At 57.0% G+C, this 16,021-nt stretch carries 13 protein-coding genes and 1 tRNA gene; 10 read left to right on the plus strand and 4 right to left on the minus strand.

Going from position 1 to position 16,021, the window contains the following annotated elements; genetic code table 11:
* Nucleotides 1-161 precede the first annotated feature (161 nt).
* The 10 genes from ACFOWX_RS03065 (at nt 162) to ACFOWX_RS03110 (ending at nt 11,244) form a co-directional block, all read left to right on the plus strand.
* Nucleotides 162-1,079 (plus strand): glycine--tRNA ligase subunit alpha, encoded by a 918-nt coding sequence (locus tag ACFOWX_RS03065; protein ID WP_381421189.1) that lies wholly within the window; start codon nt 162-164, stop codon nt 1,077-1,079.
* On the plus strand, nt 1,076-3,433 hold the full coding sequence (gene glyS, locus ACFOWX_RS03070) for a glycine--tRNA ligase subunit beta (protein WP_381421191.1): 2,358 nt from the start codon (nt 1,076-1,078) through the stop codon (nt 3,431-3,433). The genes ACFOWX_RS03065 and glyS overlap by 4 nt, the downstream gene beginning before the upstream one ends.
* Before the next feature lie 41 nt (nt 3,434-3,474).
* Nucleotides 3,475-6,132 carry a pyruvate, phosphate dikinase gene (ppdK, locus tag ACFOWX_RS03075; RefSeq protein WP_381421193.1) on the plus strand — a complete coding sequence of 886 codons (2,658 nt, stop codon included), beginning with the start codon at nt 3,475-3,477 and terminating at the stop codon, nt 6,130-6,132.
* Between the two features lie 186 nt (nt 6,133-6,318).
* On the plus strand, nt 6,319-6,720 hold the full coding sequence (locus ACFOWX_RS03080; protein WP_381421195.1) for a hypothetical protein: 402 nt from the start codon (nt 6,319-6,321) through the stop codon (nt 6,718-6,720).
* Nucleotides 6,721-7,064: 344 nt separating this feature from the next.
* Nucleotides 7,065-7,141: transfer RNA gene (locus tag ACFOWX_RS03085), tRNA-Arg, on the plus strand.
* A 36-nt stretch (nt 7,142-7,177) separates the two neighbouring features.
* Complete coding sequence (queC, locus tag ACFOWX_RS03090; protein ID WP_381421197.1) at nt 7,178-7,861, plus strand: 7-cyano-7-deazaguanine synthase QueC; 684 nt, start codon at nt 7,178-7,180, stop codon at nt 7,859-7,861.
* A complete protein-coding gene (queE, locus tag ACFOWX_RS03095; protein ID WP_381421199.1) occupies nt 7,858-8,499 on the plus strand; it encodes a 7-carboxy-7-deazaguanine synthase in 642 nt (213 codons plus the stop codon). Before queC ends, queE begins: the two co-directional genes overlap by 4 nt.
* Before the next feature lie 149 nt (nt 8,500-8,648).
* Nucleotides 8,649-9,026, plus strand: a complete 378-nt coding sequence (locus tag ACFOWX_RS03100) for a hypothetical protein (protein ID WP_381421201.1) — start codon at nt 8,649-8,651, stop codon at nt 9,024-9,026.
* Between the two features lie 81 nt (nt 9,027-9,107).
* Nucleotides 9,108-10,454, plus strand: coding sequence for a TldD/PmbA family protein (locus ACFOWX_RS03105; RefSeq protein WP_381421203.1), 1,347 nt, complete (start codon nt 9,108-9,110; stop codon nt 10,452-10,454).
* Nucleotides 10,447-11,244: a 3'(2'),5'-bisphosphate nucleotidase CysQ gene (locus tag ACFOWX_RS03110; protein WP_381421205.1), complete on the plus strand. Its 798-nt coding sequence runs from the start codon at nt 10,447-10,449 to the stop codon at nt 11,242-11,244. Before ACFOWX_RS03105 ends, ACFOWX_RS03110 begins: the two co-directional genes overlap by 8 nt.
* Before the next feature lie 92 nt (nt 11,245-11,336).
* Here ACFOWX_RS03110 and ACFOWX_RS03115 read toward each other — a convergent pair whose 3' ends face one another.
* From ACFOWX_RS03115 to crtY, 4 genes are all read right to left on the minus strand, one after another.
* Entirely contained in the window at nt 11,337-12,260 is a 924-nt protein-coding gene (locus ACFOWX_RS03115) for a phytoene/squalene synthase family protein (protein ID WP_381421207.1), read from the minus strand.
* A gap of 124 nt (nt 12,261-12,384) precedes the next feature.
* A complete protein-coding gene (locus ACFOWX_RS03120) occupies nt 12,385-12,966 on the minus strand; it encodes an LOG family protein (RefSeq protein WP_381421209.1) in 582 nt (193 codons plus the stop codon).
* 108 nt (nt 12,967-13,074) lie between these two features.
* Entirely contained in the window at nt 13,075-14,556 is a 1,482-nt protein-coding gene (locus tag ACFOWX_RS03125; RefSeq protein ID WP_381421211.1) for a phytoene desaturase, read from the minus strand.
* Nucleotides 14,556-15,713: a lycopene beta-cyclase CrtY gene (gene crtY / locus ACFOWX_RS03130; protein ID WP_381421213.1), complete on the minus strand. Its 1,158-nt coding sequence runs from the start codon at nt 15,711-15,713 to the stop codon at nt 14,556-14,558. The genes ACFOWX_RS03125 and crtY overlap by 1 nt, the downstream gene beginning before the upstream one ends.
* Between the last annotated feature and the right edge of the window lie 308 nt (nt 15,714-16,021).

The following is a 16,021-nucleotide window of genomic DNA, read 5'->3' on the forward strand; positions in this document are numbered from 1 at the left end:
TTTATGTACTGATTCGCTGACTATGTCAACAACCCCTTACAAAAAGTTTTGCTAAGCTGACAAAATGCCAGAAATTCGGGCTTTTGCATCGGGGGGCTTTGGTCAGATGCCGGTCCAAAGGCGCTTGATTTCGCACCTGCAATAAGCCAATGGCATGCCCTATGAACGCGCAACAGGATCAACAACGCGAATCAGTTTCGCCAAAAAACAGCATGAGCTTTCAGGACATCATCCTGACGCTCCACCGATACTGGGCGGATCAGGGCTGCGTGATATTGCAGCCTTATGATATGGAGATGGGCGCAGGGACATTTCACACCGCGACCACATTGCGCGCGCTCGGCCCTGATCCTTGGAATGCGGCCTTTGTGCAGCCATGCCGCCGGCCTACCGATGGCCGCTATGGCGAAAACCCGAACCGGTTGCAGCATTATTATCAATATCAGGTGATATTAAAGCCATCACCCGGCGACATACAGCAGCTCTATCTCAATAGCCTGACCGCGATCGGCATTGATCCGATGCTGCATGACATCCGTTTTGTCGAAGATGACTGGGAAAGCCCAACGCTCGGCGCATGGGGGCTGGGCTGGGAAGTGTGGTGCGACGGCATGGAGGTGACACAATTCACCTATTTTCAGCAAATGGGCGGGTTTGATTGTAAGCCGGTGGCGGGAGAGCTGACTTACGGCCTCGAACGGCTGGCCATGTATATTCAAGGTGTGGACAGCGTCTATGACCTCGATTTCAATGGGCGGGGCGTATCCTATGGCGATGTGTTCCACGAAAATGAAGTGCAGCAAAGCACCTGGAATTTTGAAAAGGCCGATACCGACCGCTTGTTTGAAGCGTTCAAAATGGCGACGGCGGAATGCGAAAATTGCCTCGACGAAAAACTTCCTATTCCCGCCTATGAACAAGCGATCAAGGCGAGCCATATTTTCAACCTGTTGCAGGCGCGCGGCGTGATCAGCGTTCAGGAACGCGCCGCTTATATGGGCCGCGTGCGCGATTTGGCCAAGGGCAGCTGCGCCGCGTGGATGGAGAAAAATGGCTGGGCAGGCGGAGACGCGGCATGAGTGATTTCCTCCTCGAACTGCGCAGCGAAGAAGTTCCCGCACGGATGCAAGCTGGTGCCCGGGCGGATTTGGAGAAGCTATTTATACAGCATCTGTCCGCCGCTGGATTAAAAGCGGACGGCATCACCGTCTATTCCACGCCGCGCCGTTTGGCGCTGATCGCACGCGGCTTGCCGGATCAAACAGAGGCGGTGAGCGAAGAAGCCAAAGGCCCGCCCGAAGGTGCACCGGACGCCGCGATTGACGGTTTCTGCCGCAAAAATGGCGTGGGCCGTGACGCATTGGAACTGCGCGATGTAAAGGGGCGGATGACGTATTTTGCGGTCATTAACAAACCGGGCCGCGCGTCATCCGATGTGCTGGCCGAGGCGATACCGGCGATCATCCGCAGTTTCCCCTGGCCCAAGTCGCAGCGGTGGGGCGCAGACAGCATTTCAACCGAAAGCTTGCGCTGGGTGCGGCCTTTATCGGGCATCATCGCGCTATTGGGCGGCGATGTCGTGCCGTTTGAAATAGGCGGGATTGCGGCTGGCCGTGAAACCGTGGGCCACCGTTTTCACCATAGCGGCGTAATTACCATTGGCGGCGCCGATGACTATGCCGCAAAATTGCGCGCGGCCCATGTCATTGTGGACCATGAAGAGCGGCAGGAGTTGATCCGAAGCGGCGCACAAACGGCGGCCGAGGCAGCGGGCCTGACGCTGATCGCCGATGAAGGGCTGGTTATTGAAAATGCGGGCCTGACCGAATGGCCGGTGCCGCTGCTAGGCCGGTTCGACGAAGCGTTTCTCGATGTGCCGCCCGAAGTGATCCAGCTGACGGCGCGGGTGAACCAGAAATATTTTGTGTGTGAGTCTCCCCTCCCGCCTGCGGGAGGGGCTGGGGGTGGGCCAGAATCCGGCGCAATCTCTGATATGCCCACCCCAACCCTCCCCCCTGAAGGGGAGAGGGAGCTTGCCAACGCCTTCATCTGCACCGCGAATATTGACGCTCATGACGGCGGCGCGGCGATTGTGGCGGGCAATGAAAAAGTGCTGGCTGCGCGTTTGTCCGATGCCAAATTCTTTTGGGAGCTGGATCAGAAAACCTCGCTGGCGGGTCATGCCGCAAAGCTGGAGCGGATTACTTTCCACGAAAAACTGGGCACCGTCGCCGACAAGGTGGAGCGCGTGGCAAAGCTCGCCCGGTGGCTGTGTGAAGAGGGGATTGTCACTCCCCTCCCGCCTGCGGGAGGGGCCGGGGGTGGGCATATGTCTGAACCTGAAACGACAAGCTCGCCTGCGGCTCGCCCCACCCCTAACCCCTCCCGCAAGCGAGAGGGGGATGACGTTGCGCATTTGGCGGACCTCGCCGAACAAGCCGCGCGGCTGTGCAAGGCCGATCTGGTCACTGAAATGGTCGGCGAATTTCCTGAGCTACAGGGCCTGATGGGCGGATATTACGCCGCGAAAGAAGGGCTGCCGGTGGAGGTATCGGACGCGATCCGTGATCACTATAAACCGGTTGGGCAGGGCGATGACGTGCCCACCGCGCCCGTGACGGTGGCGGTGAGTTTGGCGGATAAGTTGGATACGCTGGTTGGGTTTTTCCAAATCGATGAAAAACCAACAGGCTCAAAAGATCCATTCGCTTTGCGTCGTGCGGCGATTGGGATTCTGAGTCTGATATTGGAAAATGGTCTGCGGGCCTCCATGTTTGATTTAATTGCAGCATCGGCTCATTCTGGAAAATCACCCAGGAAAGGGCACGAAATTGCTTCATTCTTGATTGACCGTCTTAAAGTCCAGCAGCGTGATGCGGGTGTTCGGCATGATATGGTCGACGCTATAATCGGCGCTGAAAAAGGCGGAGATAATGTCCGCATGGTCGCCCGCGTGAAGGCATTGCAGGCTTTTGTGGCAACCGACGAGGGCACGAATTTGCTCGCCGGATATAAGCGTGCGGCTAATATCCTCAAATCCTCCCCATCAGGGGAGGGGGACCATGCGCAGCATGGTGGAGGGGCACGTGCAGAGTCTTATTCCAGCGAAGGCGGGGCCGATCCTGACGTGCCCCTCCACCGCGCAAGCGCGGTCCCCCTCCCCGCGGTCGGGGAGGATTTATTGGAGCAGGAACAATCACTTCTCTCCGCCCTCAACGCCGCGGAACCCGCCGCTGCTGCCGCGATTGCGGCGGAAGATTTCGAAGGCGCAATGGCCTCGCTGGCCAGTTTGCGCGCGCCGATTGATGCCTTTTTTGAAGGCGTTATGGTCAACGATCCAGACCCGGAAAAACGGGCATTTCGGATTGGCCTGCTCACCCGTTTCCGCGACGCAGTCCACAGCGTCGCAGATTTTTCAAAAATAGAAGGCTGATTTCACTCCCCGGGATTGCTGACAAACAAAAAGGAAGTAGCATGACCCAATATGTATTTCGTTTCGGTGGCGGCGTTTCGGACGGTGATGATACCGTTCGCGGGAATAAGAATCTGCTTGGCGGTAAAGGAGCCAATCTGGACGGCATGGCCTCCATCGGCCTGCCGGTGCCGCCGGGTTTCACTATCACCACCGAAATGTGCACCGCTTATTATGCCAATGGCCAAAGCTTCCCCGACAGCGTTCGGGCCGAAGTCGCCCATGGCATTGCCCATATTGAGGCAGTGACGGGCAAAAGCTTTGGCGATGCCAGCGATCCGCTGCTCGTTTCGGTGCGATCGGGCGCGCGTGTATCGATGCCCGGCATGATGGATACGGTGTTGAACCTTGGGCTCAATGACGAAACGGTGGAGGGGCTTGCCGCGTCGTCGGGCGATCCGCGCTTTGCGTGGGACAGCTACCGCCGTTTCATCCAAATGTATGCCGACGTTGTGTTGGAGCTCGACCATGGCGCGTTCGAAGAGGCGCTGGAAATCGCCAAGGAAGACAATGGCTATTATCTCGACACAGAACTCACCGCCGGTGACCTGAAATCGCTGGTCAGCGAATATAAAAACCTGGTCGAGGCGCAATGGGGTAAGCCGTTCCCGCAAAATGTGCAGGATCAGCTTTGGGGCGCGGTCGGCGCCGTGTTTGGCAGCTGGGAAAGCGAACGGGCAAAGGTGTACCGCAGGCTGAATAGCATCCCGTCCGATTGGGGCACGGCGGTCAATGTGCAGGCGATGGTATTTGGCAATATGGGTGAGACATCGGCGACGGGCGTGGCCTTTACCCGCGATCCGGCAACGGGCGAAAATGCCTATTATGGCGAATATCTGATCAATGCGCAGGGTGAGGATGTTGTCGCCGGTATCCGCACGCCGCAATATCTGACCACCGCTGCGCGCGAACGCGCCGGGGCAAAACCGCTGAGCATGGAAGAGGCAATGCCAGAGGTGTATGCCGAACTGGCGCGGGTATTTGCGATATTGGAAACGCATTACCGCGATATGCAGGATATCGAATTTACCGTGGAGCGGGGAACACTATGGATGCTGCAAACCCGGTCGGGCAAACGCACAGCAAAGGCGGCGCTGAAAATCGCAGTCGATATGGCGGCAGAGGGTTTGATTAGCGAGGAAGAGGCCGTGTGCCGGGTCGATCCGATGGCGCTCGACCAATTGCTGCACCCCACGCTTGATCCCGATGCGCCGCGCGATGTGCTGACCAAAGGGCTACCTGCATCGCCGGGCGCGGCGTCGGGCAAGATCGTCTTTGACGCCGACACCGCAGAACAATTTGCACAAATGGGCGAAAGCGTGATTTTGGTTCGCGTCGAAACCAGCCCGGAGGATATTCACGGGATGCACGCGGCCAAGGGTATTTTGACCGCACGCGGCGGTATGACCAGCCATGCGGCAGTGGTTGCACGCGGCATGGGGCGGCCCTGCGTCTCGGGCGCGGGCGGTATCTCCATCGATGCCAAGGATAAGGTGCTGCGCACCGGCGGGCGCAGTTTTGGCGAGGGCGATGTGATAACGCTGGATGGCTCGACCGGCGAAGTGATGGCAGGCGAAGTGCCGACATTGCAGCCCGAGCTGGTCGGTGATTTTGGCACGCTCATGGTCTGGGCCGACAAAGCGCGGCGGATGAAGGTGCGCACCAATGCCGAAACACCGGCGGACGCACAAACCGCACGTGATTTCGGCGCGGAAGGCATTGGCCTGTGCCGCACCGAACATATGTTCTTTGATGCTGCCCGGATTACCGCCGTGCGTCAGATGATCCTGGCCGATAGCGAAGCAGGACGCCGCGCCGCGCTCGACAAGCTGCTGCCTGAACAGCGCAGCGATTTTGCCGGGATATTTAAGGTGATGGCGGGATTGCCCGTTACCATCCGTTTGCTCGATCCGCCGCTGCATGAATTTTTGCCGCATGAGGAAAGCGAATTTGCCGATGTTGCACAGGCCGCCGGTGTCGGCATCGAGCTGTTGAAGCAACGCGCCAGCGAGCTGCATGAATTTAACCCCATGCTGGGCCACAGGGGATGCCGCCTGGGCGTCACTTTCCCCGAAATTTATGAGATGCAGGCGCGGGCGATATTTGAAGCGGCCTGCTTGCTGGAAATCGCGCCGGTCCCCGAAATCATGATACCGCTTGTCGGCACAAAGCGCGAGCTGGAGCTGATGAAAGAGGTGGTTGATAAGGCCGCGGAGCAGGTGTTTGCCGAACAAGGCAGGCGGATCGAATATCTGGTCGGCACGATGATCGAGCTGCCCCGAGCCGCATTGATGGCCGATAAAATTGCCGAATGCGGGGCGTTCTTCTCCTTTGGCACCAATGATTTGACGCAAACCACATTGGGCGTATCGCGCGATGATGCCGCGCGTTTCTTAAGCGTCTATGTCGATAAAGGCATTTACGAACGCGATCCCTTTGTCAGCCTGGATATCGAAGGCGTTGGCCAGTTGATCGAAATTGCCGCACAAAAAGGCCGCGCGACGCGCCCGGACATAAAGCTCGGCATTTGCGGCGAGCATGGCGGCGACCCGGCAAGCATCGCCTTTTGCGAAGCAACGGGATTGGATTATGTCAGCGCTTCACCCTACCGCGTGCCAATTGCAAGGCTTGCAGCGGCACAGGCGGCGCTGCGGGGGTGAGGGGGAAGGGTGAGTCTGATTAGTATTGAGTATCCGGAATTCTTGTGTCCCCGGGATTCTCGGAATTCATGAAGGAAGTATAGAGCAAGCAATCATGGATTGAAGCGCATTTGATGCTCAGCGTGTAAGATAATGCCCTTATTGCGGAGGACCTTGACATCAAGTTAATTAAAGGTGGGATTTTATATGCAGTACATCTCTGAATTATACCACAAAGTTTTTTTGAGCTTATCAAAAATTCCTACTTTGGCAGGGTTTTCTAGAGATAAAAATTTTACATCCAAGCTCAATTCTTGCACTTTGATTACCGTTTATCAAATTTCATTTTTCATTTTAATAAATAAAATATTTGAGATTATAACAACAATTACTTCACCAATTGAAAAAAATCATATTATGATTTTGGCCGTCATTGCATATATGATTAATTTGTATGTATTTTTACATAAAAAAATTAATGTAGAAGCAGGTAATGACAAATACATATTGACCTTGTTTTTTTCTTCTCTGGTTTTAATTTGGATTGCAATGTTCCTCATTGGAATTCATTCAAAAGAATTTTATCAAATTCTGGTGACACAATACTGATTACCATAGCTTGTTTCCAGCAATTTTCTGACTGAAGAAAATAAAGCTAAAAAAAGGATCAGGCCGAGCAAGATGATTTAATTTAGCATCGTCTCGCTGGACACGGGCACCTAGGCCGGCGACTTGCCATTTCGGAAATCTTCGGCCACCGGCGCCGTCACATTGCGTGCCGCCGGATCGCTGCCCCCTTTTGTCTTCGTTCCTTTGCGGCTTTTATGACCCGAGATTATCGCGCGTCATACCGGTTTCGATATTCCTCCTCGTTCCGCGGAGGAATTTAGGCGGCAGAGTCCAAAAAAGCCCTTGCACCATTTCCAATCCGCTCCTAATAGCGGCCTTTCAGTGCACCCGTAGCTCAGCTGGATAGAGCACCAGACTACGAATCTGGGGGCCGGGCGTTCGAATCGCTCCGGGTGCACCATTTTCCTCTCGCCGATGTTGAGAGATTGATTTTACCATGAATAATCCTCGTAAATCCGCCATTGTCCTTTTGTCCGGCGGCCTCGACTCTATGGTTGTGGCAGGGCTGGCGAAGGCGCAGGGCTTTGACCTGATCGCGTTGACCATTGATTATAATCAGCGGCACCGGATCGAGTTGCAAGCGGCGGCCACGATCGCGGCGCATTTGGGCGCGGTGGAACATATCGTCCTGCCGCTCGATCTCACCCGTTTCGGCGGAAGCGCGCTGACCGCCGATATTGACGTGCCCAAGGGCGGCGTGGATGAAGGCGCGATACCGGTCACCTATGTTCCGGCACGCAACACCATATTCCTGTCGCTCTGCCTTGGCCTTGCCGAGGCGCGGGGGGCGCGGGATTTATGGATCGGGGTGAATGCACTCGATTATTCGGGCTATCCCGATTGCCGTCCCGATTTTATTCGCAGTTTTGAAAGCATGGCGAACCTTGCCACCAAAGCGGGCATCGAGGGTGACAGTTTTACCGTCCACACTCCGCTGCTGCATATGAGCAAAGCCGATATTGCGGCAGAGGCGGCGCGGCTGGGTCTGGACGCGGGGATGAGCTGGAGCTGCTATGATCCTGCGCCCGATAATAAAGCCTGCGGCCAATGCGATAGTTGCCGTTTGCGGCAAAAAGGATTTGCCGAGGCAGGGCTGACCGATCCTACAGTCTACGCATGAGCTACGCGGTCAAAGAGATTTTCCTGACATTACAGGGCGAAGGTGTGCAGGCGGGCCGCCGCGCCGTGTTCCTGCGCTTTGCCGGATGTAATTTGTGGAGCGGGCTGGAACGTGACCGGGCCAGCGCCATTTGCCAATTTTGCGATACCGATTTTGTCGGCATGGACGGCGAAAATGGCGCTCGATACGCGGACGCCGCCGCTTTGGCGGATAAGGTCGCGGCGCTGTGGGGCGACGGGACGGATCGCCGCTATGTCGTGATGACCGGCGGCGAGCCTATGCTGCAAGTGGATGACGCGCTTGTTGCTGCGCTCCATCGCCATGGCTTTGAAGTGGCGATGGAAAGCAATGGGACGATTCCGGCACAGGCGGATATCGACTGGATCTGCATCAGCCCCAAGGCAGGCAGCGAGATTGTGCAGCGCAGCGGCAATGAGTTGAAACTCGTCTGGCCGCAGGCTGGCAGCGATGCGGGCGCGATGGCAGCTTGGCAGTTTGACCATTTCCTGATCCAGCCCATGGATAGCGGCAGCGATGATGCCAATGCCGCAAATATCCAAGCGGCAACGCGTTTTGTTCAGGATAATCCGCGCTGGCGGCTGTCGCTGCAAAATCATAAAATTTTGGGCTTGCCGTAACGATAACGCCGCCAAGGCTGGTTTGATGCACGCAGGAAGCGGCAATTTACGGCCAATTTCAGCTACTACGGCATTTAACCTTAATCCCTTTGACTCCTCGCCACCAAAATGTCACATTCGTTGGTGGAGAGTGTGAGAGGAGAGTGGCTATGGCACGGGCAAGAAGTGCGGGGCCGATGCGCGGACGCAGTGGGCGGCTGGGCAAAGGTTTTGCAAAACGGATGAGCGATAATGTCGCCATCGCATTGGTGGTTTATACGCTGATGCTGATTTTCATTGTAACACCGTCGATCGAAACCGAAGGCGTATCGATTTTCCCTTATTTTCTGCTGGTGATATTGGTGGGCGGGGCCATTCCCGTTCTGCGCCGGTTTGAACATCGCTGGGCTTTGTTGGATGACAGCGAATTGAGCGATAGCGGGTTGAAGCATCGCTTTGCCATGGACCGGACCAAATTATGGATATTGGCCATTGGCGTTCCGTTTTTGCTTTCCATTGCTTGTGCGGGCCTGAAAACTATTTTGTGACAAACGGTTTTTTGGCGGCATTTATCGCCCGATAATGGCGGATGGAATTGACGCGAATCCTGCCTGCGCCTAAGCGGAGCTATGCTATCGAAAAACGAAGCGCTGGAGCGCGCAACATCCCTTGTCGAAAAAGCCATGAAGGCAGGTGCCGATGCCGCAGATGCAGTCTATAGCTGCGATGCGTCCACCGACGTACAGGTGCGGCTCGGCCTGTTAGAAGACGTATCGCGCAATGAAGGCGAAGATATTGGCCTGCGCGTATTTTTGGGCCAGAAATCGGCGACCATCTCCTCATCCAATATGAACCCCGATCTGCTGGCCGGTTTGGTGTCGCGGGCGCTTGACATGGCGCGGGAGGCGCCGGAGGATAAATATGCTGGTTTGGCGCCTGAAGAATTGCTGTTCAAAGGCGAGCTGCCAGACATTGATAGCGACGATGGCGGCGATCCTGATCCGGCGGCATTGAAAGAGCGAGCGCTCGCCTGCGAAGATGCGGCGCGGGCGGTACCGGGCGTGACCAATAGTGAAGGCGGCGGCGCAAGCGCGGGCCGGTCAATTTTCGCCATTGCCACCAGCCACGGTTTTGCCGCTGCCAACAGCTCATCAGGTTACGGCGTCCATGCCAGCGTGCTGGCGGGAACGGGTGAGGGCAAGGAACGCGATTATGATTATCGCTCCGCCCGCCATGAAAGCGACTTGCCCGCCGCCGAAACCATCGGCAAAAGCGCCGGCGAACGCACGGTCAAGCGGCTCAATCCGGGCAGCGTCAAAAGCGGCGCGATGCCCATCTTGTTTGATCCGCGCGTAGGCGGCTCGCTGATCGGGCATTTGCTGGGCGGAATCAGCGGCTCGTCGATTGCCCGGCGCACCAGCTTTTTGCTCGAACAGTTGGGCGCTACGATTTTTGACAGCAGCCTGTCGGTGATTGATGATCCGTTGCGTCCGCGTGGTTTGAATAGCCGCGCCTTTGATGCCGAAGGCCTGCCGACGCAGCGCAGCGCCCTGATCGATAAAGGTGTCCTAACCGGCTGGATGATGGAAGCCGCATCGGCGCGGCAATTGGGGTTGACCCCCACCGGCCACGCGGCACGCGGGGTGAGCGGCGCACCGGGGGTCAGCGCATCGAATGTGCATCTGGAGGGCGGCAGCGGCAGCGCAGCCGATTTGATGGCTGACATTAAACAGGGCATATATATCACCGAATTATCCGGGCAGGGCGTCAATATGGTAACCGGCGATTATAGCCGGGGTGCGGCGGGTTTCCTGATATTGGACGGCGAAATTGCCGGCGCGGTCAGCGAATTTACCATTGCGGGCAATTTGAAAAACATGTTCCGGCAAATGCGGGCGGCGAGTGATCTGGAATTTATTCGCAGCGTCAACGTCCCCACGCTGCGGATTGACGGGATGATGGTGGCGGGTGCCTGAAACCCGGATTGACCATACCCAGCTAGTGGCCGTTACCCAAGAGGCCGCCGCTTTGGCCTATGCCCGTTGGCGCGAGGGTGCAGCGCCCCATGCAAAGGTATGGGAAAAAACCAAAGGACAACCGGTTTGCGAAGCCGACCTTGCTGTAGATGCATTTTTGAAAGAGCGGCTATCGGCAATTTTGCCCGGTGCAGGGTGGCTGTCCGAAGAAACGGCAGACAATCCTGCACGGCTTAACGAGCGGCTGCTATGGTGCGTGGATCCGATTGACGGGACCCGCGATTATGTGCGCGGCCGTTCGGGATGGTGCGTGTCGGTGGCATTGATTGCCGATGGCTTACCCTATCTGGCGGTGATGGCTGCGCCGGTGACACAGCAGATTTGGGTTGCACAGGCGGGGCAAGGTGTAACCTGCAATGGCAAAAAATTATGCTCCAGCCAAAGAACCGAATTCCCCGGATCGCGCGTGCCCACCGATCAATTGATGAAGGTGGACGGCGACCTCGCCATGGTTGAAAAACCCAATAGCATCGCGATGCGCATGACCATGGTGGCCTGCGACCGAGCCGATCTGGTGGCGACGTTACGCTGGGGCAATGAATGGGACGTTGCCGCGGCGCATCTGGTGGCGCAGGAGGCTGGTGCGAAAGTCAGCGATGCGCGCGGCGGAGCCTTGATTTATAACAAACCGAGGCCCGCCGATTTCGGCCTTATCTGCTGCGCGCCCGGCATCCATAACGCAGCGGTGGAACGGCTGCGCGACCGCGCCGATGCGCTGTGGGATGGGTAGCGTCGCCGCGATATCGGCGCTCTGGCCTGATAACGATCTGTGCCAGTAATGAGAGTAAGTGACAACGAGCGTATGGCGGCCGCCAAAGCCGCTTACTTTCGCGTCCATAGGCCGTCGCGGCTGACCGGTTCCGGCTTGTTGCGGACAGCTTCGACAAAGGCAGCGGCGACGCGCTTGGCCTTTGCGCCCTTGCTCACAAATATGCGGTGGTCCCAGGCATGGTCACCGGCGCTGCGCACTTGCCGCGCAATATCGCCATATATGCCCGCCGCCGCCAGCACGGCCCAGCGTGCACGAAAGGGCAAGCGCGTCGCGCCGACCCGCGCCGATGCTTCATATTTTTCGCTGGCATCGCACAACATTTTCGCCATTTGCGTCAGGCGCGAACGATAATGCGGCTTCATATGCTGTCCAGGCGGAATGTCCATTTCGACAATCCATTCAACCGGCAGATAGCAGCGAGCAGCCGCGTCATCTTCCTCCAAATCGCGGGCGATATTGGCCAGTTGAAAGGCAAGCCCAAGGTCGCAGGCCCGGTTAAGCGTTGCGTCATCATCCGCATCCACGCCCATAACCACGGCCATCATCACGCCCACGGCGCCTGCTACATGATAGCAATATTGATAAAGGTCATTCTCACTGCGCGGCCGCCAATCGGCGGCATCCAGTGCAAATCCCTCAATCACCGCATCGGCCATTGCCGGGGTTAGGCCGCATTCCGCCGCCACCACCGATAGGCAGTCAAAGGCCGCTTCGCCGGTTTGTTCACCGCGCATGGCCTTTGCCGTCAAATCACGGATCGCTGACAACCGCGCCGCCGGATCGTCCACTGCCGCCATTTGCCCGCCATGGTCCTGTCCATCGGCCATATCATCGCATTTGCGGCACCAGGCATACAGCAACCAGACACGTTCGCGGGTCGTGCGGTCAAACAGCTTGCTGGCTGCGGCAAAGCTTTTACTACCTTTTGCTATCGACTGCCGGGCATAGGTGACAAGGGCGGTGCGGGAGTGCATTAAATTCCCCTCCCGCTTGCGGGAGGGGTTAGGGATGGGGGTGAGCATAGCGAGCCGTTTGCTCCGCAAGCATTCCCACCCCCGATCTCTCTCGCGAGCGGGAGGGGAGATAAGCATCGCACTCTCACAAATCCTCCGCCTTCATTTGGAAAATGCTTTTATGGGGGACATAACCGTCCATTTTGGTCAGCAGATCGTCAATCTCCTGTGCCATCACCAAAATGCCTTTATGCGCGTCGCGCACAAATCCGACCTCCGCCATATGCGCGTTAAACGCGATCAGATGGTCGTAATAGCCCGCGATATTCAGGATCCCCACGGGCTTGTGATGATAGCCAAGCTGCGCCCAGCTCACCGCTTCCCATAGCTCATCCATCGTGCCCACGCCGCCGGGCAGGTTGATGAAGCCATCGGACAGGTCGGTGAACATACGCTTGCGCTCATGCATTCCGGGGACGACGTGCAGCTGCGTGCAGCCCTGATGCGCGACTTCACTGCCCACCAAAGCCTCAGGAATAACGCCGATCACATCGCCGCCAGCGGCCAACGCCGCGTCCGCCACCGCGCCCATCAGGCCCAGCCTGCCGCCGCCATAAACGGTGGTAATACCGCGCTCTGCCAAGGTCCGGCCAACATGGCGGGCGGCATCGATATAAACGGGATCAGCCGGCGTTGCCGAACCGCAATAAACGGCGAGGGCTTTCATTGAATTTCGCTCCAGCTGACGGGAGCGGTGAGGGGCTGGAATGAATCGTTTTTGATCATCCAAGCGCTATGCCCTCCCCCGGCTTGTCTCGCAAGCGGGAGGGAGGGTTCACGCCATATCTTCCAGCATCAATTTCGCGGTCGCTTTCGCGCTGCCGACGACACCGGGGATACCTGCGCCGGGATGCGTTCCTGCACCGACGAAATAGAGATTGTCGATTACATCATCGCGGTTATGTGCCCGGAAATAGGCGCTTTGCCATAATACTGGCTCTAGGCTGAATGCACTGCCATGATGCGCGCCGAGGTCGCGGGCGAAATCGGTCGGCGCATAATAGAAGCAAGTGGCGAGATTATCGCGCAGCCCGGGCATCACCCGCCGTTCCAGCTCCTCCAAAATCGCATCCTTGAATTTCTCGCCAAATTCGCCGTCCCAATCGACATCCGCCTTTCCCAAATGAGCGACCGGCGCAAGGCAATAGAAAGTGGAATAGCCCTCTGGCGCCATATTGGGATCGGTCGCAGTGGGATGATGCAGATACAGGCTGAAATCATCGGGCACGCGGCCATTTTTGTATATATCGTCGAGCAAGCCTTTATAGCGCGGACCAAACAGGATCGAATGATGGGCAACATCGGGATAATGTCCCTTTACGCCAAAATGCACCACGAATAGCGACGGCGACCAGCGTTTGCGTTTCAGCGATTTGGCTTGGCTCGCCCCGCGTTTATGTCCGGTCAGCAGCTTTCCATAAGTATGCAGCAAATCGCCATTGGTGGCGACCGCGTCGGCTTCTACGCGGTATCCGCTTTTGGTGCGCACGGCGACGGTGCGGTTGCCCTCTGTCTCAATCTCTTCGACCGCGTCATCCAGACGTATCGTTCCGCCCAGCCTTTCAAAATGCGTCACCATGCCCGCAACGAGCCGGTTGGTTCCGCCCTTGGCAAACCAGACACCGCCGCGTTTTTCAATTGTATGGATCAACGCATAAATGCTGCTCGTCGTCATCGGGTTGCCGCCGACCAGCAATGTCTGAAAGGACAGCGCCTGGCGCAATTTTTCATTCTTCACATATTTGGACGCGATCGAATAGACGCTGCGCCATGCCTGATACCGGGCGAGCGCGGGCGCAGCTTTTATCATGCTCGTAAAATCGAGGAATGCGACTGCGCCCAGTTTTTGATAACCTTCGCGCTCCACGCCTTTGGAATATTCCTGAAACTTGTCATATCCCGCCAGATCATCGGGGGCGAGTTTGCGGATTTCGGCGCGCAACTCTTCTTCATCATTGCTATAATCATATTGCGTACCATCGGGCCAGTTGAGCCGGTAAAATGGCTTGACGGGCATCAAGTCTACATCATCGGACAGTTTTGCGCCCGACAATTCCCACAATTCCTCCAAGCACGGCGGATCGGTCACGACCGTAGGGCCAGCATCGAAAATAAACCCCTGACGCTCCCAATAATATCCGCGGCCGCCCGGCTTGTCCCGCGCCTCGATGATCGTTGTGTTGATCCCCGCCGATTGCAGGCGAATACCCAGCGCCAGCCCGCCAAAGCCTGCACCGATGATTGCGGCTGTTTTCATTATTTTTTGCTCCTGATCGCGCGCAAGGCTTTGCCCACCGGCACGGGCGGTTTGCCCGACACGATGCGCATTTTATCCATCGCCGTGCTTTGCCCAGCGTAAAAGCGGGAAATCAGGTCAGCGTCCATACGGTAGAAACGCTCTAATATCTTATATCGTTCCCCCGTCGCGCTGGCGCGGAACATCATGCGGTTGAGCATTCGGTAATATTTGCCGTCCGCCCAGTGGGTATCGGCGCGGCGTTTCATCATCATATGCAGCCGGTCGCCGTCCATATCCTCCTGCGCCGCGATGAAGGTTGCGGTGCGCACTGCATCGGGCAGGGAATAGCTGGTTACAGGCTGGAAAAATCCGCCCCTTGCGCCCGCTTTGGCCACGCGGCCCGACCCGCTGGCCCAATAGCTGTCCAGATCGCCGCCCATCACAACCGGCAGCACGCCCGATTCCTCGCGCAGCACCCGTTCCACTTTCCAGCCATGGGTGTCGGTATATTCGGCGATACGCTGCGTATAACGGCGGCGATCATGTTCCGGCCGGTCAGCATAATAGGTGTCTTCGATAAATAGCTTGTCCATGCCAAAGGGCAAGACATAGACGAAACGATATCCGTCATGCTGATCCACCGTCGCGTCCATGATGATCGGCCGTGTCAGGTCATGTGGCTCGGATAGCTGCAGCAATTGCCCAGTGAATTTCTGCCAACCGCAATCGAGATGATGGACATCGCCGGGGCCGCGGCAATCGATAACCCCGCCCGCATTGATCCGTTGCCCACCTTCGAGCACGACCAGACGCGGGCTGACGGCTTTCACCATTTTTCCGGTGAGCAGATTGGCCGCCGGAATTGCGGCGCGGATCACTTCGTCCAGCCGTTCGGATTCGATGCTGTAATAAATGCCGTCCAAAATGCGGCTATGCCCGGGAAAACGCACTTCATTGCCCGACCAGCCATAGGTGACGAGAGGCGCGGTGAGCCAGCGGTCTTCGGCAGCGATGTCGCTGGCAAAGAAGCTCCAAATATGGTTGCCGCCAAAATGCTTTTCCGCCTCAATTAACACAACCTTCAATTCGGGTCGCTGCCGTGCGAGCGCCAATGCGATCAAGCCACCGGACAGGCCGCCCCCCACTATCGCTAAATCGCATTTTATATGTTCCATATCCGATGCCCTAGCGCGGCGGGCAGTGCAGGGAAAGGGGGATTATCGGCGGCGACGAGTCGGAAGGCAGGCCGGTGCAGGCCAGCGACCAAAACTGCGTCGTTAATGTTACGTTCAAGTAAAATCGACGGCTTGGAAATAAGGATCATCGGAAAATAACAACAGGTGAGGGGTGAATAGGTATATGTCATAGATTAACCGAAGTGATGAAATGGCGGGTTATGGATTGTTAAGGAAAAATCGCGTCTTTTAATGGCGTGCCAAGGACGTGCCCCCATATCCTTGGCACAAACACCCTGCGGCAACAT

The organism is Sphingorhabdus arenilitoris, assembly GCF_042651485.1.
In the GTDB taxonomy this organism is placed as follows: domain Bacteria; phylum Pseudomonadota; class Alphaproteobacteria; order Sphingomonadales; family Sphingomonadaceae; genus Sphingorhabdus_B; species Sphingorhabdus_B arenilitoris.